Source organism: Methylobacterium ajmalii (genome assembly GCF_036448855.1).
Taxonomy (GTDB): Bacteria; Pseudomonadota; Alphaproteobacteria; order Rhizobiales; family Beijerinckiaceae; genus Methylobacterium; species Methylobacterium ajmalii.
Genome location: NZ_JAZFXT010000010.1, coordinates 80,628 through 105,142, shown reverse-complemented (window position 1 = coordinate 105,142; position 24,515 = coordinate 80,628). Strand labels below are relative to the sequence as shown.

Genomic DNA, 24,515 nt, shown 5'->3' with positions numbered 1-24,515 from the left:
CTTGGGCGGCAGGCTTTCGGTCATGAGCATCGACTCCGCCTCCCTCGCCGCCTTCGCCGTCGCCACGCAGGGCGCCAACTACAGCCAGCAGGTCGCGACCCTCGTGACCCGCCAGGCGCTCGATGCCGAGCGCAGCGTCGCCGCCTACGTGGCCGAGACGGCCAACATCCCGGCCCCGCCCCCGCCCGGCCAGGGGCAGATCGTCGATGTGAGCGTCTGATACCGTTTCCGGAAGATCCCTTCCGGACACGGTATCACCAGCCGGCGCGGCGCTTGAGCGAAGCCGAAATCCGCATCGCGGAGCGATCAACCGGATTTCGTATGGGCGGCTCCGGCCTCCTGCTGCTGCCCCGCACGCCAGTTCCTGCCTGCCCCACAGGCAGGCGGGCGGGCCCTCGATCCGGTGCGATCCCCGAAGAACCGGCCTTCGAGCACTGGCACGAAAGCTGCAAACGACCCCCGCAGGCTGGCCTCACGGCCCGCGGGGCAACGACGCCCGAGCCTTGGACAGGGATGTCCGACAGACGGAGGAGCGTGAACGGGCCTCGCCGGTCCTGCACGATCCTCGCCCTGAAGCGCGTCGAAGACCCCCCGCGGGGGCCATGCGTGAGGCTCGTGAGATGGCCAGTTTCAAGACCGTGATGAAGTCGGGCCATCCCCCGACCCTGTTCGCCGCATTCCTGTACTTCGATTTCTGTTTCGCGATCTGGGTGCTCAACGGCGCCATGGGTCCGTTCATCACCGAGCACTACAAGCTCACGCCGGCCCAGACCGGCTTCATGATCTCGCTGCCGATCCTGGCCGGCGCGATCATGCGCTTTCCCCTCGGCGTGCTCGCCCAGTATATCGGGCGCAAGAACGCCGCGATCACCGAGATGTCGCTGATCGTCCTGGCGATGGCCTACGGCTTCTTCCTGGTGCACTCGTTCACCGACGTGCTCGCCATGGGCGTGCTGCTCGGCATCGCGGGCGCGTCCTTCGGCGTCGCCCTGTCCCTCGGCTCGGGCTGGTTCCCGCCGGAGCACAAGGGCCTGGCGATGGGCATCGCCGGGGCCGGCAACTCGGGCACCGTGCTCGCCGTGCTGTTCGCGCCGCCGCTCGCCCAGGCCTATGGCTGGCAAGCGGTCTACGGCTTCGCCGGCGCGTTCATGCTGATCCCGCTCGCCGTCATGGTCGTCTTCGCCCAGGAACCGCCGGACCGCGAGCACCAGAGCTTCAAGCAGCACGTCTCCTGCCTGTTCGAGAAGGACGGCTGGGCCTTCAACCTGGTCTACGTCATCACCTTTGGGGGCTTCATCGGCCTGTCGAACTTCTTGCCGACCTTCTTCTACGAGCAGTTCGCCGTCACCAAGATCGAGGCCGGGCGGCTCACCATGCTGGCCGCCCTGATGGGCTCGGGCATCCGCATCCTCGGCGGCTACTTCGCCGACCGGATCGGCGGCATCCTGGTCCTGACCGTGGTGCTGCTTGCCGCCGTCGGCTCGTTCCTGATGCTCACCGCGGCTCCGACGCTGCTGGTCACCACGATCCTGTTCATGGTCTGCTTCGCGGCGCTCGGCGCCGGCAACGGTGCGCTGTTCCAGCTCGTGCCCCTGCGCTGGCCGACCAACACCGCGGTGGCGGGCTCGATGATCGGCGAGGTGGGCGCGCTCGGCGGCGCCATCCTGCCGAACGCCATGGGCCTGTCGAAGCAGTATACCGGCGGCTTCGCGGTGGGCTTCCTGTTCTACGCCGCCTTCACGGCGGTCGTGCTCGGCTGCCTCGCCCTGTGGTCGCGCAAGTGGGTCGGCGTCTGGGTCGGTCCCCGCGGCAAGGTCCTGAACACGTCCGGAGATCTGGAGGCCGGCCAGGCGAACCCGCTCGGCGGCGTGCAGCGCGCCTGATCTACACCACGTCGCGCCCGTCGCTGACCACGCGGGCGAAGACCAGCACGTCGACCGCCGCCGCCCCGCCGCGCAGGAGCGCGCGGGCGGCGGCGTTAGCCGTCGCGCCGGTGGTCAGCACGTCGTCGACGAGCAGCACGCGCTTGCCCTGAAGCCGCGCCCGCGCCGCTTCCGGCACCCGGAAGGCGCCCTGCAGGTTCTCGGCCCGGGCGGCCCGGGTCAGGCCCACCTGCTGGCGGGTCCGCCGCACCCGGGCGAGGAGGTCCGGCGCCACCGTCACGCCGCTCCCGCGGGCCACCACCCGGGCGAGCAGATGGGCCTGATTGAAGCGACGCCGCCACAGCCGCCAGCGCCAGAGCGGCACCGGCACCACGAGGTCGGCCTCGGCCATGAGTTCGGCGCCCGCCCGCGCCATCATCCCGCCGAGCGCCCCCGCGAGGTCGAGTCGGTCCTCGTATTTCAGCCGCTGCACCAGGCGCCGCGCCGTCGCGTCGTAGCGGGCCACCGCCCGGGCGCGCTGATAGACTGGCGGGTCGGCGAGCGCTGCCGGGGAGAGCAGGCCGGGCGATCCGAGATCGACCGAGAACGGCGTCCCCAGCCGCTCGCAATAGGGCCGCTCGATGAAGCGCATCTCGCGCCAGCACGCGGCGCAGAGTGCGTGCGGTACCGCCGTCGCTCCGCCGCAGGCGATGCAGCTCGGCGGATAGACCAGGCCGACGAGGGCCCGGACGGCGAGACCGGGCAGCCTGGCGAAGCGGCTCACCGCCGCCCCGTGCCGCGATCGGCGGCACCGGGCCCGGCGGTGTCGTGACGGTGCATCATGGGCGAGGTGTCCGGGCGAATGTGTCGAAATCAGGCAACATACTGCCCGTTTGGCGCGCAGCACGGTTGCGTTGTGAACAGAGCCGGCGCACTATCGTGCTCAACATAAACGCGTAGGAGGAAGCGGTCATGAATGCAGTGCGGATTTCGTCCTCGGCCGAGACCGGGTTGGGCGCGACGCTCCGTACGGCCGGGCAGCGCAGCAGCGAGAGCGGCGTGGATGCCGGAGCCTTCATGACCGCGAGCTTCGTGCCTGGCGCCCCGTCCACGATCGAGGAATTGCGCGAGCGTGCGCAGCGGGAGTTCAAGCGGATCTGGGAACTCGGCGTTCTCGCTCACTGACCTCTCCGCGGCGTCCGGTACCGGCGGGCGTCGCGCCGATCTCTGCGGCCGGCTCTCGCCTCCGGAGAGATCCAGTCGGGATGCATTGGTGATCCCGCCGGTCACGTCTCGATGTCGGGCAGCGCGTCGTGGTGCAGGAGCAGCACGTCGGTCGCCGCCGCCAGCTTGCGGGCTGCGCGGGTGAAGCCGGCATTCGAGACTACCGCCGCATGGTCGGCATTCCAGTAGCTGCGCGCCGCCACCACTTCCTGCACCGCGCCGTTGCCGACGGGCTTCGCGTAGCGCTTGCACTGCACCACCAGCCGCACCCCGTCCCGCTCCGCCACCACGTCGGCGCCCTGGTCGCCCGCGGCCCGGGTGGTGCGCGCGTCCCAGCCCGCCCGCTCCAGCAGGGTGGCGCAGAAGCGCTCGTAGGCGATCCCGTCCGTCGGCGCCGCATCGTCCTCGTCCGGCAGCACCACGCTGAGGGAGGCCGCCTCGACGATGTCGAGGATCTCGTCGTAGCGCGCCGCGATCAGGTCGCCGTAGCCCTCGGCCTCGAGGCGCGGCAGCACCGTGCGGTCGGCGAAGTAGCTGCGCTCGCGCAGCCAGCCGTCGAGGATCTCGTTGCCGTAGGGATCGACGTAGCTCTCCTGGCGCCGGCGCAGCGCCAGGGTCTCGCGATGGCGGCGCGCGATCGCCCGGACCCGCCTGCGGAAGCGGCCGCCCCGGCCGAGCCGGTGCAGCACCAGCACCAGGGCCACCAGCCCGGCGACCCCGAGGGCCTTGGGCCCGAACCACAGGCTCGCCGCGCCACCGACCAGGATCGGCCAGAACAGGCGATCGGCGAGGCTGGAGGTGCGGCGCATCGGGAAGGACTCTCGCGCCGCGCGATGCGGCTGGACGGACCGGACTCTCGCGGGAGTGCGTTGTCCCCAGCCTAAGGCGCGGCCTGTCCCCGGATTCATCCACAGCAGAACGCCACCTCGCCCCGGGGGCCCGCATCGGCCTGAGACGGCGGCCCCTCACGCGAGCGTGTCGGGGCAAGGCCTTCGCGGCGCTTGCATTCGGGCTGCCGCTCGGCCGATCCTGGTGCTCCGCCGGGGTGTCTCGGGCCGGCGCACGGGAGTTCCCGGATGAGGTCACGCGTCGCCGCGCTTCTCGCCTGCCTCCTCGCCGCCACGGCGGCAGGCCCTCCGGTCCGGGCCGCGGACGCGCCGGTCGAGGTCGACGTCGCCCTGGTGCTGGCGGTCGACGTCTCCCTGTCGATGACCGGCGACGAGCAGGCGGTGCAGCGGGAGGGCTACGTCGAGGCGTTCCGCAACCCGGCGGTGCACCAGGCGATCCGCCAGGGCATGGTCGGGCGCATCGCCGTGACCTACGTCGAGTGGGCAGGGGTTGGCAACCAGCGGGTCGTGGTGCCCTGGACGCTCATCGCCGGAGCAGAGGAGGCCGCCGGCTTCGCCGAACGGCTGAGCCAGAGCCCGCCCCGGCGCTCGACCTGGACTTCGATCGCCAGCGCGATCGACTTTTCCGCCGGACTCCTTGCCGGCAGCGGCTTCGAGGCGATGCGGCGGGTGATCGACGTGTCGGGGGACGGGCCGAACAACCAGGGCCGCTCCGTCACCCGGGCGCGGGACGATGCGGTAGGGCAGGGGATCGTCATCAACGGCCTGCCGCTGATGATCCGCGAGCCGAGCGGCCCGTGGGACATCAAGGATCTCGACCGCTACTACCGCGACTGCGTGATCGGCGGGAGCGGGAGCTTCATGGTGCCGGTCCGCGAGCGCGACCAGTTCGCCGCCGCGATCCGCACCAAGATCATCCGCGAGGTGGCAAGCGGCGATCCCGGACCGCTGCTGCAGCGGGCCCAGGGCGAGCCCCGGGCCAACTGCCTGATCGGCGAGCGGCCCAACCCCGACTGGGATTAGCGCGACGCCGTTTGCAATCTGTAGATGCAGCAGGCCGCCTTCGGCCCGCGGTCCGGCTCAGCCTTCGTTGCCGCGCAGCGCCTTGCGCCGCTGCTGACCGAGGCCCATGGTCTTGGCCAGTTCCGAGCGCGCCGCGGCGTAGTTCGGTGCCACCATCGGGTAGTCGGGCGACAGGTTCCAGCGCGCGCGGTATTCTTCCGGCGTCAGGCCGTAGCGGCTGCGCAGGTGGCGCTTCAGCGACTTGAACTTCTTGCCGTCCTCAAGGCACACCAGATAATCCGGCATGATCGACTTCTTGATCGGAACGGCCGGGGTCAGCGGCTCGGCCGGGTCCGCCGTCTCGGTGTTGCCGAGGCCGCCCAACGCCGAGTGGACCGAAGCGATCAGGGCCGGAAGCTCGGCAACCGGCAACGAGTTGTTGCTCACGAATGCCGCCACGATATCCGCCGCCAGCTGGATGTGGTCCGTCGACGCCTCGGTGTCACTCATCACTTAGTCCTCTTCTCCCGATCGATCCATGACACGTTCGGACATCCCTGCCTCAGGACTCTGTGGGAGGGCGCCGAAACGGCAGGCCATGTCCGGGTTTGCTTCTGCGTGCAACTATGGCGTCGGCGCCAGAACCGCAAGGGAAAAACAAGCGACCTTCCCCAGCGGCTCAATGCCGTTCATAAATCTTGCAGGAGGGGGGATCGAGGCAGGGTTGTGCTCGCCTCAGCCTGCGCGTCCCGGGCAACTATCTCTGCCGTCGGCGATGCCTCGGCCATATCCTCTTCGGCTTATGCCATCTGGAGGATTTGTTATCTTTTGAACGGTGCGAGCTTCATCCTGTTGTCGCAAGTCGACGATCGAAGCCGGTGCAATCGCCGACGGCGGCCTTCGGCCGATCGAGCGACCAACCACAAGGTGTCGCGGGCGGGCGCGAAGAGTTGCTCGGTGATCGATGCTGTCGCAATTCAGTTATGCACGAATCGATCGACGGCGAATCGGCGCGGGGCGGCGTTTCCCGACGCCGTCGGGTGCTGCGATACAGTGCGACGGGTGGCGAAGACTGCGGTGAACGTGCAGGCCCGGCGTGACGCTGGCCGATCCGTGCGCGATCGGACGCCGAAGACCGGCGGGTTCGCTCCGCGGTGCGGGACCGGGCGGTCGAATGCTGTCGGTCGATTGCCGGAACCGGGTCGATCGTGCGGCCTTTTCAGGCCGCCGTCTGCGTCGCCGGCTCGAGGGCCGCGACGGCCAGGACCTGGTCGCGCCCGCGCACCGCGTGCTCGCCGAGCGGACGCGCGCGCACGCCCTCGGGCAGGCGCGGCAGCTTCGCCAGGAGGTCGCCGGAGATCAGCACCGGCGCGTCGAGGGTGCGGCACAGGGCCTCAAGCCGGGCGGTGACGTTCACCGCATCGCCGAAATACGCGATCTTGTGCCGGTCGACCCCGATCTCGGCGGTGACCACCGGGCCGCCATGCAGGGCGGCCCGGATGCGCGGCACGGTGCCGAAGCGCTCCTGCCAGGCCGCCGCGTCCCGGGTCAGGCTGTCCTGGATCGCCAGCACGCAGGCGACGCAGCGGGCGCCCTGCAGGCCGCGGGCCATCGGCCAGGTGATCATCGCCATGTCGCCGACGAAGTCGTCGGTCGAGCCCTGGCAGCGCCGCACCGGCTCGGCCAGGGTCGCGAAGACGGCGCTGAGGAACGCCTGCGTTCTCAGCGCCCCGTGGGTCTCGGCGTAGGCGGTGGAGCCGACGACGTCGACGAACAGGAAGATGCGCTCCTCCTCGACGGGCCGGTGGTAGCGGCCGACCAGCAGGTTGACGAAGACCTCGGCGCCGATGAGGTCGCGCATGCGCACCACGAAGACGAGCAGCGCCGAGACGGCGAGCGCGTAGACCAGGACCCGGAGCGAGGGCACCACCGCCTCGGCGAAGGGTTCGGGGCTCAGGCCCGTGCTCCACACGATGACACCGCCGGTGGCGTGCCCGAGGGTGATCATGCCGACATAGGCGAGCTCGGCGATGGGCACGTACAGGAAGGTCGGCAGGCGACGCAGGCGTGCCTGCAGCCGCGGCAGCAGGGTACCGCGCTCCATCAGCAGCGCGCAGGCGCCGATGAACACCCCGTGGATCGCCGCCACCAGCGGGATGCCGTTCTTGAACAGCGCGTCGTAGAGCAGGCCGGCCCCGGCGCTGAGCGCCAGGATCCCGATCCAGAACCAGGCGTGCTGCGGGATCGGCAGCCGCAGCGTGCGCAGGAACTCGGCGGCGCGCGCCGCGAGCCCGACGGAATCCGGCTCCCCCGATGAGCGGTGGTCGGCGGGGCCGGCTGCGGGCACGATGGCGCTCTCCTGGGCCGCGGCGGGCTCGGGGCAGGCCCGCGGCGTCAGGGCAGTTCAGCCGGGATTCGCGCCGATTTGAGGGCACCGGCGACACGAGGGCGCAGATCGCCGCCTCGGCGGCGCTTCGATCGCCGGCGCATCGCGGAGCCGGTCTGCTGCGGAAACCTGTGGAACTGTTGGCTTGACCATGGCGTTTGCAGTCCGGAACAGCATTCGAGCCTGGAGCCGACAATGTCTCTTCGTCTTGCCACCCTGGCGACCCTCGCCGCCCTGGTCACCGTTCCGGCGTTGGCCGAGGACGTGACGGTGATCCGCCGCGATTCGGCGCCTGTCGAGCGCAGCACCGTGATCGAGAAGCGTTCGGTCGAGTCGACCGGCTCGGTCGGTGGCTGCGAGACCAAGACCGTCAAGAAGACCAACGAGTACGGCGACAGCAAGACCGTCCGCAGCGAGCGCTGCGACTGATCCATCGATTGAAAAAGTGCGGCCCCGTGAGGGGCCGCCCCGTTCCGTTGTTTCTCCCGGTGTCCCTCGCGAAGCCCCCGTCCGCAGGAGCGGGCTTCGCCGGGGACGCTTACTTGATCAGGCGAGCCAGGGTCTTGCCGGCCGGGCTCTTCATCTCCTTGGCGTCGAGCGTGCCGTCGTTGTCCGGGTCGGCGGCCTTGAACAGGCTCTCGGCCAGGGCGACGTACTCGTCCTTGGTCAGCGTGCCGTCGTTGTCCGGATCGGCCTTCATCAGCTGCTGGCGGCTCAGGCGGCCCTTCAGTTCCTTGGCGTCGAGCGTGCCGTCGGCATCCTTCTCGAGCTTGTCGAACACCGCGGCGGCGGCGGCCTTGACCTCGGCGAGGTCGAGCGTGCCGTCGGAGTCGGTGTCGACGGCCGCGATGGTGCGGTCGGCCGCCGGCTTGGCCTCGGCGGAGGCCGGAAGCGCCAGCGGCGCGGCGAGCAGGGCGGCGAGAAGCAGGGTGCGGTTCAGCATCGAAAGTCTCCGGCGCGAGAATCGTCGTCCATCTCCCGTCGGGGAAATGGGATAATCTGGCAAGCGGATACCTAACCGTTGCGGGAAGCTTTGCAACCCCTTCTGACGCAAGGGCGGGTCACGCGCCGAGCCGTTCCGCCAGGATCTTGTCGACCCGGCGCCCGTCCATGTCGACGACCTCGAAACGCCAGCCGCCGCGTTCGAAGCCGTCGCCGGCGGTCGGAATACGTCCGAGCTGGAAGATCACGAAGCCTGCGAGCGTCGAGAAGTCGTCGGTATCGGGCCGTTCGGTGAGGCCGAGGCGCTCGAATGCTTCGACCGCGGGCATCATTCCATCGATGAGCAGCGATCCGTCCTGGCGCTCGACCACCATCGGCTCGTCGTCGTCGGTCTCCGGGATGTCGCCGGCGATCGCCTCGAGGAGGTCGGTCTGGGTGACGATGCCCTCGAGGTCGCCGTACTCGTCGACGACGATCGCCATCCGGACGGGCTTGGCCTTGAAGGTCTCCAGCACCCGCAGGATCGGCATGCCCTCGTGCACGACGATCGGCTCGCGGATGATCGCGTCGAGGCTGATCGGTGCCCCGTCGAGGAGCTGGTTGAGCACGTCCTGCTTGCGCAGCACGCCGACGATCTCGTGGATCTCGCCGCGGCTCGCCACCAATTGCTCGTGGCGGCAGGCGCGGATCGTCTCCAGCACCGCCTCGCGCGGATCCTCGACGTCGATCCAGTCGACCTCGTGGCGCGGTGTCATGATGTCCCGCACCCGCCGCTCGCCGATGCCGAAGATGCGCTGGACCGCCGCCTGCTGCGATTCCTGGATCAGGCCGGCCTCCTGGCTCGCCGCCACCAGGAGCGACAACTCGGCGGTGGAGTGGAGCGAGCCCTCGCCGGAGCCCGGTTGCAGGCCGCACAGCCGCAGCACGCCGTTGCCGAGCCCGTTGAGGAACGAGATCGCCGGGCGGAAGACCAGCAGGAACAGCCGCAGGGGCCGCACGATGGCGAGCGCGGTGCGCTCGCTGCGCTGCAAGGCCAGGCTCTTCGGCGCCAACTCGCCGAGCACGATGTGCAGCGAGGTGATGACCACGAAGGAGAAGACCACCGCGATGGCGTGGGCGCCGGCCGTGCTGACGCCCTGCGGCAGGAAGGCGAGCAGCGGCTCGATCAGGTGGGCGAGCGCCGGCTCGCCGACCCAGCCCAGCGCCAGCGACGAGATGGTGATGCCGAGCTGCGTGGCGGCGAGGTGCGAATCCAGGCTGTCGATCGCCCGCTGCAGGGCGCCGGCATTGATCCGCTTCTCGGCGACGAGCTCCTGGACCCGGCTGCGCCGGACGGCCACGAGGGCGAACTCGGCCGCGACGAAGAACCCGTTCGCGAAAACGAGGAACACGATGGCGAACAGGCCGAGGCCCGTCCCCCAGGGACTGTCGGAGAAAATCACCGCCTCCCGTGGCGCGACCGGCCGCTCCCGGGGCGGGGCGTGGCCGGCCCCCTCATAGCAAGTCTGCTCCTCCGAGCCTATCCGTCGGATGCCCGATCCGCCGCTCCTCCACGCCCGATGCCGCCGCGGAAAGACGGTGGACGCCGTCCGTCATCCCGCGGCGCAACATCTGGCCTCGACCCGCAGTTTCTGCTAGGCGCCGGCAAGATCCTGCGCCGGCTCAGGCTTTCTTCCCTTGTCCGGGATCTCCGCCGCGCCGCGCTCCACGACCGAAAGACCCGGTTCATCATGGCGAGCGACCTGTCCCGCATTTCCCGTGCGCTTCTCTCCGTCTCCGACAAGACCGGGCTGGTGGAGTTCGCCCGCGCGCTCGCCGCCCGCGGCGTGACCCTGGTCTCGACCGGCGGCACCCACCGGGCGCTGACCGAGGCGGGCCTGACGGTGACGGAGGTCTCGGACCTCACCGGCTTCCCCGAGATGATGGACGGGCGGGTCAAGACCCTGCATCCGGGCGTGCATGGCGGGCTGCTCGCGATCCGCGACAACCCCGAGCACCAGGCCGCCATGCTGGCCCACGGCATCGCGGCGATCGACCTCCTCGTCGTCAACCTCTATCCGTTCGAGGCGACGCTCGCCGCCGGCAAGCCCGCCGCCGAGTGCATCGAGAACATCGATATCGGCGGACCGGCGATGATCCGCGCGGCGGCCAAGAACCACAAGGACGTCGCCGTGGTGGTCGACGTCGCCGATTACGCTGCGGTGCTGGCCGACCTCGACGCCCATGACGGCGCCGTCGCCTTCGCGACCCGCCGGCGGCTGGCCCAGAAGGCCTATGCCCGCACGGCCTCCTACGACGCCGCCATCTCGACCTGGCTCGCCGGCGAGATCGAGGCCGCGCCCGAGACCCAGACCTTCCGGGCGCTCGGCGGCACGCTGGCCCAGGGCCTGCGCTACGGCGAGAACCCGCACATGAAGGCCGCGTTCTACCGCACGGCCGGCGCCCCGCGCCCGGGCGTGGCGACCGCGCGCCAGCTCCAGGGCAAGGAGCTGTCCTACAACAACATCAACGACACCGACGCCGCCTACGAGGCGGTGAGCGAGTTCGATCCTGCCCGCACCGCGGCAGTGGTCATCGTCAAGCACGCCAACCCCTGCGGCGTCGCCGAGGGCGCGAGCCTGATCGAGGCCTACGAGCGGGCGCTTCGCTGCGATCCGGTCTCGGCGTTCGGCGGCATCGTCGCGCTCAACCGCACGCTGGACGCGGAAGCCGCGAAGAAGATCGTCGAGATCTTCACGGAAGTGATCATCGCGCCCGACGCCACCGAGGAGGCGGCCGCGATCGTCGCCGCCAAGAAGAACCTGCGCCTCCTCACCACCGGCGGCGTCGCCGATCCCCGCGCCCCTGGCCAAGCGTGGCGCACGGTGGCGGGCGGCTTCCTGGTCCAGGACCGTGACAACGCCGTCGTCGACGACATGCCGCTCAAGGTCGTGACCAGGCGTGCGCCGACCGAGGCCGAATTGTCGGACCTGCGCTTCGCCTTCCGGGTCGCCAAGCACGTGAAGTCGAACGCGATCGTCTACGCGAAGGACGGCGCGACCGTTGGCATCGGCGCCGGGCAGATGTCGCGGGTCGATTCCTCGCGCATCGCCGCCTGGAAGGCGGCCGAGGCCGCCAAGGCCGCCGGCCTGCCCGAGAGCCTCGCCCGCGGCGCGGTGGTGGCCTCGGACGCGTTCTTCCCCTTCGCTGACGGCCTTCTCGCCGCGGCCGAGGCCGGGGCCACGGCGGTGATCCAGCCCGGCGGCTCGATGCGCGACGACGACGTCATCCGCGCGGCCGACGAGGCCGGCCTCGCCATGGTGCTGACCGGTCACCGCCACTTCCGGCACTGACCGACGACGGCCGTCGCCCGATCGGGGGGCGGCCTTCGCCGACCGGACCGTTGACCCCCGGGCCGGCCTCGGCCAAGCCTCGCCGGGACGACAGGCGGGACCTCGACGAATGCGGCTGGACGAACACCCCTTGCGAGCCCGGGTGCTGGCGGAGGTCCACGCCCGGCCGTTCACGCCGGTCAAGACGCCCCGCCGCTTCCTGCACTACGCCTTCCTGACCGACGGCGATGCCGCCGCCGCCGACCGCGACGCGCTCGAGGCCTATTGCGCCGGCCTCGGCCATCCCGGCCCGGCCCTGGGCGCCAAGCAGCATCGGGTGATCTTCTCCGGCGCGATCCTGCGCTGGGAGAGCCACAGCGAGTTCACCACCTATACCTGGGAGTACGGCGACGCCCAGGGCCATGCCTTCCAGCCCCAGCCCGACGCGATCGAGGGCGCGATGGGGGAGGTGGCCCAGCCCGGCCCGCTCCTCGTCGCGGTCGACCTCCACCTCCTGCCGGCGGTCGACGGGGGCCTGCCGGCCGACGTCGTATCGGGTTTCAACGCCGCCTCCCTGGCGATGGCGGAGGCCGAGGGCGGCGCCGCGGTGATCGCCACCGACTTCCAGCCCGACCCGCACGGCTACGTCCGCATCGTGGTGGCCGACCGGCGCCTGAGCCGGCTCGGCGCCGGCACCCTGGTGCAGCGCCTGCTCGAGATCGAGACCTACCGGACCCTGGCCCTCCTCGGCCTGCCGGAGGCGCAGGCGCTCGGGCCGACCATCCGGCGGATCGAGACCGCGCTGCCGCCCCTGATGGAGGCGATGCGCTCCAGCGAGGGGTTCGAGAAGAACCACGCCCTCCTCGACGAGCTGATCGGGCTCGCCGCCGAGCTCGAGGCCGGCGCCTCCCGGGCGATGTACCGCTTCGGCGCCACCCGGGCCTACGACGAATTGGTGCGCCTGCGCCTCTCCTCCTCGGGGGAGCACGCGCTGCCCGGGCAGACGAGCTGGTCGGTCTTCCTCGCCCGGCGCTACAACCCGGCGATCCGCACCTGCACGACGATCGCCGAGCGGCAGGACCTGCTCTCGCGCAAGCTCGCCCGGGCGGCCCAGATGCTGCGCACCCGGGTCGACATCGAGCTGGAGCGCCAGAACCAGGCCCAGCTGCAATCGATGAACGACCGGGTGCGGCTGCAGCTGCGTATGCAGCAGACCGTCGAGGGCCTGTCGGTCGCGGCGATCACCTACTACGTCGCGAGCCTCGTCCACCACGTCCTGGAGGGCGTCCACCATGCCGGCGTGCCGGTCGATGCGACGGTCGGGACCGCGGTCGCGGTGCCGGTGGTGCTGGCGGGCGTGTGGTGGACGGTCCGGCGCATCCGGCGGATGCATGCGGAGCCCGGGGGGCATTGAGGGGGAGCACCGGCTCGTCCGTCGCGACGACCTCGGCACCCTTTAGGTATTTGCAACAGTGCTTCCGCCGTCCGGGCGAGGGCGGATAGCAACCTCGTCACCGGACGACGAGAAAGGGGCGGCGGCCGCAACGGCCGCCGCCCCTCGCCGCATCAATGCGCGTGTGCGCCGGACGCCCCGATGCCGGTCTCGGAGCGCACATACTGCGCCTCGAAGGTCGCCCGCTCGCGTTTGGCCCGCGCCGAGTTGTCGATCTTCGAGACCGCCCAGATGCCCAGGAAGGCGAGCGGCATCGAGAACAGGGCCGGGTTGTCGTAGGGGAAGAGCGCCGCCGGATGGCCGAAGGTGGTGACCCACACGGCCTTCGACAGCACCACCATCACGACCGCGCTGACGAGGCCGATAAGGCCGCCGACGAGGGCGCCGAGCGTGGTGGTGCCCTTCCACAGGATCGACATCGCGAGCACCGGGAAGTTGCAGCTCGCCGCCACCGCGAAGGCGAGGCCGACCATGAAGGCGACGTTCTGGTTCTCGAAGACGTAGCCGAGATAGATCGCCACGATGCCGATCACGACGGCCGAGATCTTCGACAGCCGCACCTCGCCGGCCTCGGTCGTGCGCCCGCGGGCGAAGACCTGGGCGTAGAGGTCGTGGCTGACCGCCGAGGCGCCGGCGAGCGTCAGGCCGGCGACCACGGCCAGGATGGTCGCGAAGGCCACCGCCGAGATGAAGCCGAGGAAGAGCGACCCGCCGGTGGCGTTGGCGAGGTGCACCGCCGCCATGTTGCTGCCGCCGAGAAGCCCGGTGATCCGGTCGTAGGCGCCGTTCGCCCCGGCCTTGAAGTAGCTCGGGTCGCCCATCAGGAAGGTGATGGCGCCGAACCCGATGATGAAGGTCAGGATGTAGAAGTAGGCGATGAGGCCGGTGGCGTAGAACACCGACTTGCGGGCGGCCTGGGCGTCCGACACCGTGAAGAACCGCATCAGGATGTGGGGCAGGCCGGCGGTGCCGAACATCAGGCCGATGCCGAGCGACAGGGACGAGATCGGGTCGGCGACGAGGCCGCCCGGCGCCATGATCGCCTCGTGCTTGGGATGCTCGGCGACGGCGGCCGCGAACAGCGCCTCCGGATTGAAGCCGTAGCGCCACAGCACGGCGAGCGCCATGAAGGACGCGCCCGCGAGCAGCAGGCAGGCCTTGATGATCTGCACCCAGGTCGTCGCCTTCATGCCGCCGAAGGCGACGTAGACGATCATCAGGATGCCGACCGCGACGATGGCGGTGAGGTAGTCGAGGCCGAACAGGAGCTGGATCAGCTTGCCGGCGCCGACCATCTGGGCGATCAGGTAGAACGCCACCACCACGAGAGTGCCGGTCGCCGACAGGATACGGATCCGGGTCTGGTCGAGGCGGAAGCTCGCCACGTCGGCGAAGGTGAACTTGCCGAGGTTGCGCAGGCGCTCGGCAATCAGGAACAGCACGATCGGCCAGCCGACCAGGAAGCCGATCGAGTAGATCAGCCCGTCGAAGCCCGACGAGAAGACCAGCCCCGAGATGCCGAGGAACGAGGCGGCCGACATGTAGTCGCCCGCGATGGCGAGCGCGTTCTGGCCGGCCGAGATGCCGCCGCCGGCGGCGTAGAAGTCGGCCGCCGACTTCGAGCCCGCGGCCGCCTTGTAGGTGATGCCCAGCGTGGCGAGCACGAAGAGCAGGAACATGACGACGGCGGTCCAGTTCGTCGCCTGCTTCTGCACGGCGCCGAGATCCGGTCCGGCGGCGAGCGCGGCGCCGGCCCCGACGATCGTCAGGAGCGCCACGACGGCGATGCGGCGGGCGGTCATCGGCCGAGCTCCCGGTTGAGGTCGCGGGTCAGGTCGTCGAAGCGGCCATTGGCCCGGGCGACGTAGATCCCGGTCAGCACGAAGGCCGCCACGATGACGACGAGGCCGAGCACGATGCCGAGCGAGGTGACGCCGGAGCCGACCTTCGTCGCCATCAGGCCGTGCGCGAAGGCGACGAGCAGGATGAAGACAAGGTAGATGCCCAGCATCACGCCGGACAGGATCCAGCCGAAGCGGGTGCGTTCGGTGACGAGCTGCCGGAATTTCGGGCTCGCCAGAACCCGTGAATGATCGATCTCCGCCATCGGCGGGCCTCCTCCCTGTTGTCTTTCGCCTGTCGGTCTTTCGTCAGCCGGGCGCAGGTCGCCTCGCGCCCGTCATCGACGAGGCGGCCGATGCGGGCTGAGAATGTTGCCGGATCGTAACGGACAATCTTGTGCCGACTATCCGCTGCTGCAGCGCACACAGCGAATGACCTGAAATGGCGGCGATTGCCAGCGCGAAACGATTGAAAAGCCGTGTCGTGCTACGAAGGTTTAGTAGATCGCCGGTGGCGTGATCGACGGCTCTGCTGGCCGCCGCGGTGATGCCGCGCAGGAGAACGCCGCCGCGCGATCGGCGCGGCGGCGCAGCCGGGAGCCGAGCCGGCACGGGCCCCGATGGTCGTGCCCGGGGCCCGGCCGCCGGGTCAGTGGGTGCGGTTCTGGCGGTTCTCGATCAGGTCGTCGACGACGGCCGGCTCGGCCAGCGTCGAGGTGTCGCCGAGCGAGGAGAACTCGTCCTCGGCGATCTTGCGCAGGATGCGGCGCATGATCTTGCCCGAGCGGGTCTTGGGCAGGCCGGGGGCGAACTGGATCAGGTCGGGCGAGGCGATCGGCCCGATATCCTTGCGCACCCAGGCGACCAGCTCCTTGCGGAGCGCGTCCGAGGGCTCCTCGCCCTGCATCAGGGTGACGTAGGCGTAGATGCCCTGGCCCTTGATGTCGTGCGGATAGCCCACCACCGCGGCTTCGGAGACCTTCGGGTGCGCGACCAGCGAGGATTCGACCTCCGCCGTGCCCATCCGGTGGCCCGAGACGTTGATGACGTCGTCGACCCGGCCGGTGATCCAGTAATAGCCGTCCGCATCGCGCCGGCAGCCGTCGCCCGAGAAGTAGCGGCCCGGGAAGGTCGAGAAGTAGGTCTGGACGAAGCGCTCGTGGTCGCCCCACACCGTGCGCATCTGGCCGGGCCAGGAATCGTCGATGCAGAGGTTGCCCTCGCAGGCGCCGTCGAGGACCTTGTTGTCGCTGTCGACCACCACCGGCTTGACGCCGAAGAACGGCCGGGTCGCCGAGCCGGGCTTGAGCGGGGTCGCGCCGGGCAAAGGCGTGATGAGGATGCCGCCGGTCTCGGTCTGCCACCAGGTGTCGACGATCGGGCATCGCTCGTCGCCCACCACCCGGTAGTACCACTCCCAGGCCTCGGGGTTGATCGGCTCGCCGACCGAGCCGAGGGTGCGCAGGGACGCGCGCGAGGTCTTCTTCACCGGCGCCTCGCCGGCACCCATCAGCGAACGGATCGCGGTCGGCGCGGTGTAGAAGATGTTGACCTTGTGCTTGTCGACGACCTCCCAGAACCGCGAGATCGACGGGTAGGTCGGAATGCCCTCGAACATCAGGGTCGTGGCGCCGTTCGCCAGCGGTCCATACAGGATGTAGGAGTGGCCGGTGACCCAGCCGACATCGGCGGTGCACCAGTAGATGTCGCCCTCGTGGTAGTCGAAGACGTACTGGTGGGTCATCGCCGCGTAGACGAGGTAGCCGCCGGTGGTGTGGACCACGCCCTTCGGCTGGCCGGTCGAGCCCGAGGTGTAGAGCAGGAAGAGCGGGTGCTCGGCCTCGACGTGGGTGACCGGGCACTCGTCGGTGACCTGGGCGGCGGCCGCGTCGTAGTAGACGTCGCGGATCGGGTCCATCTCGACGCCGCCGCCGGTGCGGCGCACCACGATCACGTGGTCGACGCTGTCGGCGGGCAGGCGCTGGATCGCCGCGTCGACATTGGCCTTCAGCGGCACCTTGCGGCCGCCGCGCAGGCCCTCGTCGGCGGTGATGACGAGCTTCGAGTCGCAGCCCTGGATGCGGCCGGCGAGGGAATCCGGCGAGAAGCCGCCGAACACCACCGAGTGGATCGCGCCGAGGCGGGCGCAGGCCAGCATCGCGAAGGCGGCCTCGGGGATCATCGGCAGGTAGATGGTGACCCGGTCGCCCTTCGACACGCCCCGGTTGCGCAGGACGTTGGCCATCCGGCACACTTCCGCGTGCAGCTCGCGGTAGGTGATGTGGCGCGATTCCGACGGGTCGTCGCCCTCCCAGATGATCGCCACCTGGTCGCCGCGGGTCTCGAGGTGCCGGTCGATGCAGTTGTGGGCGGCGTTGGTCACGCCGTCGGAGAACCACTGGATCGAGACGTCGCCGGGGCCGAAGGTCGTCTCCTTGACCTTTGTGTAGGGCGTGAACCAGTCGATCCGCTTGCCGTGCTCGCGCCAGAACGCCTCGGGATCGTCGATCGAGGCCCGGTACCAGGACTGGTACTTCGCCTCGTCGATATGCGCCCGCGCGCGCGCATCCTGGCTGACCTCGACGACCCGCTGGCTCATGGCGTTGCTCCCCTGCCTCTGCCGCCCGGTCACGGCGCAGGTCCCGGGCTGGTTGCGGTCGGTGTAGGCGTCGGCTCGCGGCGCCCGCAACCGATCATTCCGTCTAATGCACCTTGGATTAATGCGCCGGGCGAAGGGCACGGCACCGGAGCGGGCTACTCGGTGCAGCCGGTGCAGATCTCGGTCTCGATCTTGCGGCCGATCTCGCGGTCGCGCGCCTGAAGCTCGGGGGTCGGGCCCGAATCGGGACCGAGCGCCGCGCCCGGCGGCTTGGTCTGGCCGACATCGGTGGTTGTACGGCTGCCCGGCCCGAGCGAGCCGGTGACGGCCGTGTCGTGCACGGCGATGTCCCGCGTCTCGGGGGCGCCCTGGGCGAGGAGCGGGGCGGGAGCGAGGGCCGTCGCCACGAGGCCGGTGAGGCCGAGGCCGAGGGCGGCGAGACGACGCGTCGAACGCATGAAAGGCCTCCTTCGTAGATCCGAGGCTTGCGGAACCAATTCCGAAGCATCCTCGAAGGACAACGCCGCGACGGGTGAGGGGTTCGCCCGGGATGTGCCGCCCCGCACCTCGCCTGTCAGTACGGCACCCGGTCGGCCTTGGCCTCGTAACGCTCCCAGACCTCGATCGCCTTGGCCCGCATGATCTGGCGGATCGGGATCTTGCGCTCGCCCGCGGGCTTGCGGATCTCCTCGTAGATCATGCTGTCGTCGAAGTTGCCGTGCTTCAGGGCGTCCTCGTTGGTCGAGGCGTAGAAGATCCGCGAGATGCCGGCCCAGTAGGCGGCGGCCATGCACATCGGGCAGGGTTCGGCCGAGGTATAGAGCGTGGCGCCGTGCAGCTTGAAGTTGCCTTCCTTGCGGCAGGCGTCGCGGATCGCCGCCATCTCGGCGTGCCAGGTCGGGTCGTTCTCGGCGACGACCCGGTTGGCGCCCTCACCGACGATCTGCCCGTCGCGCACGATCACGGCGCCGAAGGCGCCCCCCGCGCTCTCGACCAGGGAGGTGTGCTCCGACAGGGCGATGGCCCGCGCCATGAAGGTCTCGTCGTCGGTCATCGGGGCTCCTCGCGGCCAGGCCTTACGGTTACCCGAGGGAGCATGGCGCCGCCTGCCGGAAAGGCAAGCGGGGAGAGGGGGCCGCGAAACCGGCCGCCCCTCAATACGTCCAGCGCTGCGCCTTCGCGACGAGGAAGTCCCGGAAGGCCTGGACGCGGGCGACCGTGCGCATCTCCTCGGCGTAGACGAGATAGCTCTCGAGGTTCGGCATCTCGTAGTCGCGCAGCACCTGGACCAGCTGCTCGTTCCCGTCCGCCACGTAGTCCGGCAGGATGCCGATGCCGGCGCCGGTCTCGACCGCGAGCTGCAGCGCCGAGATGTTGTTGACCGTGAAGTGGATGGTGCGGTGCTCGCGCCCCTCGCGCCCGACGGTGGCGAGCCAGTGCGTCGCCATCAGGTAGGAGGGCTGGTCGCCGCCGAACGAGACCAGGCGGTGCTTGTCGAGGTCGTCGATGGTCTTCGGCTCGCCGAAGCGCTTGATGTATTCGAGCGAGGCGAAGACGTGGTAGTGCACCGTGAACAGCCGGCGCTGGATCAGGTCCGGCTGGGCCGGGCGCCGGAGCCGAATGGCCACGTCGGCCTCGCGCATGGCGAGGTCGAGTTCCTCGTTGGTCAGGATCAGCTCGACGCGCACGTCCGGGTGCAGGTCGAGGAACTCGGCCACCCGCTGCGACAGCCAGGCGGTGCCCAGACCCACCGTCGTCGTCACCTTGAGGTCGCCGGACGGGCGTTCGCTAGTCTCGACGAGGCGCGCGCGCGTCGTCTCCAGCCGCATCTTCATGTCCCGGGCGGCCCGAAACAGCAGATCGCCCTGCTCGGTCAGGATCAGCCCGCGGGCATGGCGGTGGAACAGCGGCGCCTTCAGCTCGCGCTCGAGCGCGCTGATCTGGCGGCTGACGGCCGACTGGCTGAGGCCGATGTCGTCGCCCGCCTTGGTGAAGCTGCCCGCCTCGGCGACGTTGAGGAAAATCCGGATCTTGTCCCAGTCCACGGCCGTCAACCCCTCGCCAGAGCTCCGGCCGGCTCGGATGAGCCGGTGAGTTCAGAGCGAACGCCACAAGGCCGGGACCGGGGCTCATCCCCGGCCCCGGTCGATTGTCCCCTACTCGGCCGCCGCCTTGCGCGGCTCTTCGCCGATCGCGAGGTTCGCCAGGTATTTCTCCGCCTCGAGGGCGGCCATGCAGCCCATGCCGGCGGCGGTGATCGCCTGCCGGTAGACGTCGTCGGTCACGTCGCCCGCCGCGAACACGCCGGGGATCGCCGTCATGGCGGTGCCGGGCGTCACCTCGAGGTAGCCGCCGGCGCGGAAGGGCAGCTGCCCCTCGAACACGGCCGTGGCCGGCTGGTGGCCGATGGCGATGAACACGCCGTCCGCCTTGCGCTCGGTGATCGCGCCGGTGACCGTGTCGCGCAGGCGCAGATGGGTGACGGAGGGGGCCGGCTTGTCGCGGCCGCAGATCTCCTCCACCGCGTGGTTCCACACCACCTCGACGTTCGGGTGCTTGAACAGGCGCTCCTGCAGGATGCGCTCGGCCCGGAAGCTGTCGCGGCGGTGGACCACCGTGACCTTGGAGGCGAGGTTGGCCAGATACAGCGCCTCCTCGACCGCGGTGTTGCCGCCGCCGACGACCACCACGTCCTTGTTGCGGAAGAAGAAGCCGTCGCAGGTGGCGCAGGCCGAGACGCCGAAGCCCTGGAACTTCGCCTCGGAGGGCAGGCCGAGCCACTTGGCCTGGGCGCCGGTGGCGATGATCAGCGCGTCGCAGGTGAAGACCGCGCCGGAATCGGCCTCGAGGCGGAACGGCCGCTGCGCGAGGTCGACCTTGGCGATGTATTCCGAGACGATCCGGGTGCCGACATGCTCGGCCTGGGCGCGCATCTGCTCCATCAGCCACGGGCCCTGGATGGCCTCGGCGAAGCCGGGATAGTTCTCGACGTCGGTGGTGATCATCAGCTGGCCGCCGGGCTGGAAGCCCGAGATCAGCAGCGGCTCGACCATGGCACGGGCGGCGTAGATCGCGGCGGTGTAACCGGCCGGGCCGGAACCGATGATCACGAGCTTCTCGTGCTGGGGAGCCTGCGGGGTCGTCGACATAGGAATCTCCGGGGCTGCCGCCGGTCGGGCTCTAGCGAGCCGTCCGACGGGCGAGCGCGTCGCGATGCCCCATATAGGCATTCGCCACGGCCTGCGCGATCGCGAGGGTCATGTCTAAGGGTTTGGGGCGCAACGCTTCAACCCGTCCGTCGAAAGCATGCACAGTTCCGTGCCGTTTCAGGGTCTCGAACAGCGTGCGATGGCGGGCGTAGACGTTCGCCGGCTCGAACAGCCGCACCGGAACACCGGCGGCGCAGGCCTCGACGACCATGTTGGCCGAATCACCCGTCGCCACGATCGTGTCGGCGAGCGCCAGCATCGCCAGGTAGGGATTCTCGCCGCTGCCGTCCCAGACGAACCCGCCGCGGCGGCGGACGAGATCGGAGAGCGCCGCGCGCAGGGCGGCGGGCGTGCGCCGCGAGGCGGTGACCATCAGGCTCGCGCCCTCCGACAGGCGCTCCAGTCCGGCGAGGAGGCGCGCCGCATCCGCCTCCGAAAAACGCCCGTGCCGGCTGTCGCCGCCGACCAGCACGGCGATGCGGGGCGAGGGGAGGGCGGCGAGGCGCGGATCGGGATGGGTTCGCGCCGCGGCGAGGCGGGCGGGCGAGACCGGGTGCGGCCCGGCCTCGGTCACGATCACGTTGGCACCGCGCAGGCGGTCGTGGGCCGGCACCCAGATCAGGTCGGCGGCCCGCGTCCCGATGCGCGGATCGCGCAGGAACACCGTGAAGGTGTCGTTCCCCGAGCGGCGCTTGATGGCACGCAACGCCGGCACCGCCCGCCGGCCGGTCGCGATGGCGAGATTCGGCCAGGGCGGGATGAGCGCCCGCTCGCGCGGATCGGCCGGGCCCCGGGGCGCCAGCCAGGAGAAGGGCGGGCGCGGTGCGATGCGCCGTTCCACGGGCGTCGACCCCAAGGCCTCCGCGAGGCCGCGGCACGGCGCGAGGTCGCCGGCCTTGCCGTCGGTGACGAGCCAGACCGTCGTGTCGGGCGGCAGCAGGCTGGCTGGGGGAGGGGAGGCGTCCACCATCGTGGCGATGCGGCGGCGGGGCAAGCGCTGTCAAGCCGGCGTCACGGGGCGGCGGCAACAACCCGCCGATTGCGCCGCGCTCGGGCGATGCTCTACGAGGGCCGCATGGCACCCGTCGTCCGCTTCGCTCCCTCGCCCACCGGCTTCCTGCATATCGGGAACGCCCGGCCGGCCCTGTTCAACGCCCTGTTCGCCCGCCGGGCGGGCGGCCGGTTCTGGCTGCGCCTCGACGACACCGACACGGCGCGCTCGACGGCCGAGTTCGCCGCGGCGATCGAGGAGGATCTGGGCTGGCTCGGCATCGTCCCGGACGGGATGTTCCGTCAGTCGGAGCGTCTGGCGATCTACGACGCGGCCGCCGAGCGCCTGAAGGCGGTAGGCCGGCTCTACCCGGCCTACGAGACCGCCGAGGAACTCGATCGCCGGCGCAAGCGCCAGCTCGGCCGCGGCCTGCCGCCGGTCTACGACCGCGCCGCCCTGAAGCTCAGCCCTGAGGAGCGCGCCGCCTTCGAGGCCGAGGGGCGCCGGCCGCATTGGCGCTTCCGCCTCGATCCCGGCACGGTGACCTGGGACGACCTCGTGCGCGGCCCCTGCCACGTCGAGGCCGACAGCCTGTCCGACCCGGTGCTGATCCGCGAGGACGGCAGCTACCTCTACACGCTTCCCTCCGTGGTCGACGACGCCGAGACCGGGGTGACCCACGTCATCCGCGGCGAGGACCACGTCACCAACACGGCGGTCCAGATCCAGATCTTCTCCGCGCTCGGCGCGCCGGTCCCGGTCTTCGCCCACCACAACCTGCTCACCACGGCGAGCGGCGAGGGGCTGTCGAAGCGCCTCGGCCACCTGTCGCTTCGCGGCCTGCGCGCGGCCGGCTACGAGCCGATGGCGGTGGCGGCGCTCGCCGTCCTCACCGGCTCGGCCGAGGCGGTGCGGCCGGTCTCCGACCTCGACGAGCTGGCTTCCCTCGTCGACCTCGCCCACGTCTCGCGGGCGCCGGCGAAGTTTGACGAGCACGAGCTCGACGGTCTCAACGCCCGGGTCGTGCACGGCCTGGGCTACGCGGCGGTGGCGGAGCGCCTGGCCGCCCTCGGCGTCGCGTCTGAGCGGGCCGAGGCGTTCTGGGAGGTCGTGAAGGCGAACCTCACCCGCGTGTCGGACGCCGCGGACTGGTGGCGGGTGGTCGAGGGCCCGGTGACGCCGGTGATCGGCGAGACGCCGCATCTCTTCGCCGTCGCCCGCGAGGCCCTGCCGGAGGAGCCCTGGGACGCCACGACCTGGAAGCGGGTGACGGAGGCGGTGCGCAACGCCACCGGCCTCAAGGGCAAGGCCCTGTTCCTGCCCCTGCGCCTGGCGCTGACGGGGCTGGACCACGGCCCCGACCTCGCCGGCCTGCTGCCGCTGATCGGACGGGCGCGGGCGCTGGCGCGGCTGAAGGGCGAGACGGCCTGACCTCGGTCAGGCCACCCCCGGCCACGGCCGGAGCGCCGGCCGGATCCGCTCGAAGGCGCGGGCGAGCCGCAGCACGCCGACATCGTCGAAGCGCCGGCCGACGATCTGCAGGCCGACCGGCAGCCCGTCCGGGGTGAACCCCGCCGGGACCGAGACCGCCGGCTGCTCCGACATGTTGAACGGCACCGTGTAGGCGATGTGGTGCATCGCCCGGGCGGGGTCGTTGGTCGGCGAGGCGTGCTCGGCCGGAAAGGGCGGGTTCGGCGAGACCGGACCGATCAGAAAATCGAACGGCCGGATCGCCGCGAGCGCGGCGTCGCGCATCGCCGCCATCTGGGCCATGCCGTGGAAGACGGCCGCGCCGCTCAGATCCCGGCCGCCCGCCGCCCAGTCGCGGATGAAGGGCAGGACGCGGGCGCGGCGCGCCTCGTCGAGGGCGTCGATGTCGAGGGAGGCGCGCTGGCGCCAGAACCGGTCGAGCCCATCGAGCATCTCCTGCGTCAGGAAGGCCGGTACCGGCGTAACGCTCGCGCCGGCCTGCGCCAGGAGAGCCGCCGCCGCCTCGATCACCGCACGGTTGCCCGGATCGAGCGGGAGGCCTGCGCCCGCCTCCATCACCAGGCCGAGGCGCAGGCCCTTCAGGTCGATTCCGTCGAGGTCGAGCCAGGGCAGGTCGGCCGGGGGCAGGCCGGTCGGGTCGCGGTCGTCCGGGCGGCTGATCGCGCGCATCGCCAGCGCCGCGTCGGCGACCGTGCGGGTGAGCGGTCCGGCGCAGCGGCCGTAGAAGGCGTTGTCGAGGGGCACGCGGCCGTGGCTGGGCTTGTGGCCGACGACGCCGCACCAGGAAGCGGGCAGGCGGATCGAGCCGCCGATATCGGTGCCGAGATGGATCGGCCCGTAGCCCGCCGCGGCGGCCGCGCCCGAGCCGGCCGAGGAGCCGCCCGGGCCCCTGGCGAGGTCCCACGGGTTGCGGGTGAGCGGGTGGAAGCTCGACAGTCCCGAGGACAGCATGCCGTAATCCGGCATCGTCGTGGCGGAAAAGATCACCGCCCCGTCCTCGCGCAGGCGGGCGGTGGCCGGCGCGTCGGCCGGGCTCGGGGCCGCGTCGTCCCGGGCGGCGGTGCCGAGCGGCATCGGCACGCCCTTGGTGGCGATGTTCTCCTTGATGGTGACCGGTACCCCGTCGAGGGGCAGGGCCTCGCCTCTCATCCACCGGGCCTCCGAGGCGCGGGCGGCGGCCAGCGCCGCCTCGGGCGCGAAGGCGTAGAGCGCGTGGAGGTGGGGCTCCCGGGCCTCGGCCCGGGCGATCACGGCCCGCGCCACCGCCACCGGCGAGACGGCGCGGCGAGCGTAGAGGGCGAGAAGCTCGGTCGCCGCGAGGTCGGCGAGGTTGTCGGAAGCCGGCTGGTCCATCGC

Annotated in this window: 23 protein-coding genes; 8 read left to right on the top strand and 15 right to left on the bottom strand. The window is 70.8% G+C overall.

Annotation, left to right across the window (positions count from 1 at the left end; all coding sequences use genetic code 11):
- The first annotated feature begins 22 nt into the window (after positions 1 to 22).
- Together V3T34_RS04530 and V3T34_RS04525 are read left to right on the top strand one after the other, a co-directional pair.
- Complete coding sequence (locus V3T34_RS04530; protein WP_091886002.1) at positions 23 to 220, top strand: putative motility protein; 198 nt, start codon at positions 23 to 25, stop codon at positions 218 to 220.
- Positions 221 to 620: 400 nt separating this feature from the next.
- Positions 621 to 1,883: an MFS transporter gene (locus tag V3T34_RS04525; RefSeq protein ID WP_305077414.1), complete on the top strand. Its 1,263-nt coding sequence runs from the start codon at positions 621 to 623 to the stop codon at positions 1,881 to 1,883.
- 1 nt (position 1,884) lies between these two features.
- Here V3T34_RS04525 and V3T34_RS04520 read toward each other — a convergent pair whose 3' ends face one another.
- Positions 1,885 to 2,646 carry a ComF family protein gene (locus V3T34_RS04520; protein WP_305077415.1) on the bottom strand — a complete coding sequence of 254 codons (762 nt, stop codon included), beginning with the start codon at positions 2,644 to 2,646 and terminating at the stop codon, positions 1,885 to 1,887.
- A 188-nt stretch (positions 2,647 to 2,834) separates the two neighbouring features.
- Here V3T34_RS04520 and V3T34_RS04515 point away from each other — a divergent pair, with 188 nt between their 5' ends.
- On the top strand, positions 2,835 to 3,047 hold the full coding sequence (locus tag V3T34_RS04515) for a hypothetical protein (RefSeq protein WP_305077416.1): 213 nt from the start codon (positions 2,835 to 2,837) through the stop codon (positions 3,045 to 3,047).
- Between the two features lie 101 nt (positions 3,048 to 3,148).
- Here the strand turns inward: V3T34_RS04515 and V3T34_RS04510 are convergent, their stop codons facing one another.
- A complete protein-coding gene (locus V3T34_RS04510; protein ID WP_091886010.1) occupies positions 3,149 to 3,895 on the bottom strand; it encodes a restriction endonuclease in 747 nt (248 codons plus the stop codon).
- 267 nt (positions 3,896 to 4,162) lie between these two features.
- On the opposite strand from V3T34_RS04510, the gene V3T34_RS04505 reads away from it, so the two are divergent.
- Positions 4,163 to 4,957 carry a DUF1194 domain-containing protein gene (locus tag V3T34_RS04505; RefSeq protein WP_060845497.1) on the top strand — a complete coding sequence of 265 codons (795 nt, stop codon included), beginning with the start codon at positions 4,163 to 4,165 and terminating at the stop codon, positions 4,955 to 4,957.
- 57 nt (positions 4,958 to 5,014) lie between these two features.
- On the opposite strand, the gene V3T34_RS04500 is transcribed toward V3T34_RS04505, so the two are convergent.
- Positions 5,015 to 5,446 (bottom strand): Ros/MucR family transcriptional regulator, encoded by a 432-nt coding sequence (locus V3T34_RS04500; protein ID WP_060845498.1) that lies wholly within the window; start codon positions 5,444 to 5,446, stop codon positions 5,015 to 5,017.
- Positions 5,447 to 6,155: 709 nt separating this feature from the next.
- On the bottom strand, positions 6,156 to 7,181 hold the full coding sequence (locus V3T34_RS04495) for an adenylate/guanylate cyclase domain-containing protein (RefSeq protein ID WP_175539947.1): 1,026 nt from the start codon (positions 7,179 to 7,181) through the stop codon (positions 6,156 to 6,158).
- Between the two features lie 336 nt (positions 7,182 to 7,517).
- Between V3T34_RS04495 and V3T34_RS04490 the strand changes: the two genes are divergently transcribed.
- Positions 7,518 to 7,751 (top strand): hypothetical protein, encoded by a 234-nt coding sequence (locus tag V3T34_RS04490; protein ID WP_060845499.1) that lies wholly within the window; start codon positions 7,518 to 7,520, stop codon positions 7,749 to 7,751.
- Positions 7,752 to 7,860: 109 nt separating this feature from the next.
- On the opposite strand, the gene V3T34_RS04485 is transcribed toward V3T34_RS04490, so the two are convergent.
- Both V3T34_RS04485 and V3T34_RS04480 read right to left on the bottom strand, forming a co-directional pair.
- The gene (locus tag V3T34_RS04485; protein ID WP_060845500.1) at positions 7,861 to 8,265 is read right to left on the bottom strand and encodes a penta-EF hand family protein; all 405 of its coding nucleotides are present in this window, start codon (positions 8,263 to 8,265) and stop codon (positions 7,861 to 7,863) included.
- Positions 8,266 to 8,383: 118 nt separating this feature from the next.
- Positions 8,384 to 9,706, bottom strand: coding sequence for a hemolysin family protein (locus V3T34_RS04480; RefSeq protein WP_305077417.1), 1,323 nt, complete (start codon positions 9,704 to 9,706; stop codon positions 8,384 to 8,386).
- A gap of 288 nt (positions 9,707 to 9,994) precedes the next feature.
- Here V3T34_RS04480 and purH point away from each other — a divergent pair, with 288 nt between their 5' ends.
- Together purH and V3T34_RS04470 are read left to right on the top strand one after the other, a co-directional pair.
- Positions 9,995 to 11,596 carry a bifunctional phosphoribosylaminoimidazolecarboxamide formyltransferase/IMP cyclohydrolase gene (gene purH, locus V3T34_RS04475; protein ID WP_305077418.1) on the top strand — a complete coding sequence of 534 codons (1,602 nt, stop codon included), beginning with the start codon at positions 9,995 to 9,997 and terminating at the stop codon, positions 11,594 to 11,596.
- A gap of 109 nt (positions 11,597 to 11,705) precedes the next feature.
- Positions 11,706 to 12,989, top strand: coding sequence for a DUF3422 family protein (locus V3T34_RS04470; RefSeq protein ID WP_091886016.1), 1,284 nt, complete (start codon positions 11,706 to 11,708; stop codon positions 12,987 to 12,989).
- Positions 12,990 to 13,141: 152 nt separating this feature from the next.
- Here V3T34_RS04470 and V3T34_RS04465 read toward each other — a convergent pair whose 3' ends face one another.
- The 8 genes from V3T34_RS04465 to V3T34_RS04430 all read right to left on the bottom strand — a co-directional run bounded on the left by V3T34_RS04465 (position 13,142) and on the right by V3T34_RS04430 (position 21,671).
- Complete coding sequence (locus tag V3T34_RS04465) at positions 13,142 to 14,830, bottom strand: cation acetate symporter (RefSeq protein ID WP_305077419.1); 1,689 nt, start codon at positions 14,828 to 14,830, stop codon at positions 13,142 to 13,144.
- Positions 14,827 to 15,135, bottom strand: coding sequence for a DUF485 domain-containing protein (locus V3T34_RS04460; RefSeq protein ID WP_060845505.1), 309 nt, complete (start codon positions 15,133 to 15,135; stop codon positions 14,827 to 14,829). The genes V3T34_RS04465 and V3T34_RS04460 overlap by 4 nt, the downstream gene beginning before the upstream one ends.
- 383 nt (positions 15,136 to 15,518) lie before the next feature.
- Complete coding sequence (gene acs / locus V3T34_RS04455) at positions 15,519 to 17,468, bottom strand: acetate--CoA ligase (RefSeq protein ID WP_305077420.1); 1,950 nt, start codon at positions 17,466 to 17,468, stop codon at positions 15,519 to 15,521.
- A 155-nt stretch (positions 17,469 to 17,623) separates the two neighbouring features.
- Positions 17,624 to 17,926, bottom strand: a complete 303-nt coding sequence (locus V3T34_RS04450; protein ID WP_305077421.1) for a hypothetical protein — start codon at positions 17,924 to 17,926, stop codon at positions 17,624 to 17,626.
- A 116-nt stretch (positions 17,927 to 18,042) separates the two neighbouring features.
- On the bottom strand, positions 18,043 to 18,522 hold the full coding sequence (locus V3T34_RS04445) for a nucleoside deaminase (protein ID WP_305077422.1): 480 nt from the start codon (positions 18,520 to 18,522) through the stop codon (positions 18,043 to 18,045).
- Positions 18,523 to 18,622: 100 nt separating this feature from the next.
- A complete protein-coding gene (locus tag V3T34_RS04440) occupies positions 18,623 to 19,513 on the bottom strand; it encodes a LysR family transcriptional regulator (RefSeq protein ID WP_048434235.1) in 891 nt (296 codons plus the stop codon).
- A gap of 111 nt (positions 19,514 to 19,624) precedes the next feature.
- Positions 19,625 to 20,617 (bottom strand): thioredoxin-disulfide reductase, encoded by a 993-nt coding sequence (gene trxB / locus V3T34_RS04435; protein WP_305077423.1) that lies wholly within the window; start codon positions 20,615 to 20,617, stop codon positions 19,625 to 19,627.
- Between the two features lie 31 nt (positions 20,618 to 20,648).
- Positions 20,649 to 21,671, bottom strand: coding sequence for a mitochondrial fission ELM1 family protein (locus V3T34_RS04430; RefSeq protein ID WP_407942672.1), 1,023 nt, complete (start codon positions 21,669 to 21,671; stop codon positions 20,649 to 20,651).
- A gap of 81 nt (positions 21,672 to 21,752) precedes the next feature.
- Between V3T34_RS04430 and gltX the strand changes: the two genes are divergently transcribed.
- On the top strand, positions 21,753 to 23,099 hold the full coding sequence (gltX, locus tag V3T34_RS04425; RefSeq protein WP_305077424.1) for a glutamate--tRNA ligase: 1,347 nt from the start codon (positions 21,753 to 21,755) through the stop codon (positions 23,097 to 23,099).
- 6 nt (positions 23,100 to 23,105) lie between these two features.
- Here gltX and V3T34_RS04420 read toward each other — a convergent pair whose 3' ends face one another.
- The gene (locus V3T34_RS04420) at positions 23,106 to 24,512 is read right to left on the bottom strand and encodes an amidase (RefSeq protein ID WP_091886027.1); all 1,407 of its coding nucleotides are present in this window, start codon (positions 24,510 to 24,512) and stop codon (positions 23,106 to 23,108) included.
- Between the last annotated feature and the right edge of the window lie 3 nt (positions 24,513 to 24,515).